1 protein-coding gene is annotated in these 481 nt (G+C 65.9%); it reads left to right on the top strand.

Going from position 1 to position 481, the window contains the following annotated elements; translation table 11 throughout:
* Positions 1 to 131 precede the first annotated feature (131 nt).
* Positions 132 to 425, top strand: a complete 294-nt coding sequence (locus H928_RS0120170; protein ID WP_021028125.1) for a DUF3649 domain-containing protein — start codon at positions 132 to 134, stop codon at positions 423 to 425.
* The last annotated feature ends 56 nt before the right edge of the window (positions 426 to 481 follow it).

A 481-nucleotide genomic window follows, 5' to 3' on the forward strand; every position in this document is an offset into this window, starting at 1 on the left:
CCTCGACAGGTGCTTACAAACCAGCTGGCCCTTTTTCGCATCTCGTTTGTCATGTAAGAGGAGGGGCCTGAAAAGGCCCATTGGCGACTTAAAAAATTGTTTATCCCACAACCACCACGATGCCCTTACCCATGAACCCCCTTTCTAACGTACCCAGCGCCCACCCGGGCCTGTCCGTCCTGAGCCGTTTGCTGGCTGCCGTGTTCGGCGGCTACCTGCTGGCCAGCGCCTTGGCCGTCTTTTTGGCGGCCGTGCTGCCGGCTGCCCGTGCCGAGGCCGTGCTGGCCGGCATGCAGTGGAGCTTTGCGCTGCATGCGCTGGCGGCGGTGTGGGCGTTCTCGCCGGTCTCGCCGGGCAAGGTCTGGCTGGGGATTGCACTGCCCGCGCTGCTGCTGGCTGCGGGCGCTTGGGTGCTGGGGCGCTGACATGGGCAAGACCGTGATCGACAAGCGGCCGGGCAGCGGCGCAGGGCGGGGCGGGG

The sequence above is a fragment of the Comamonas sp. B-9 genome (assembly GCF_000410635.1).
Taxonomy (GTDB): Bacteria; Pseudomonadota; Gammaproteobacteria; order Burkholderiales; family Burkholderiaceae_C; genus Comamonas.

Coding starts and splice junctions, on each gene's coding strand:
- H928_RS0120170 (WP_021028125.1), top strand. CDS start 132: ATGAACCCCCTTTCTAACGTACCCAGCGCCCACCCGGGCCTGTCCGTC.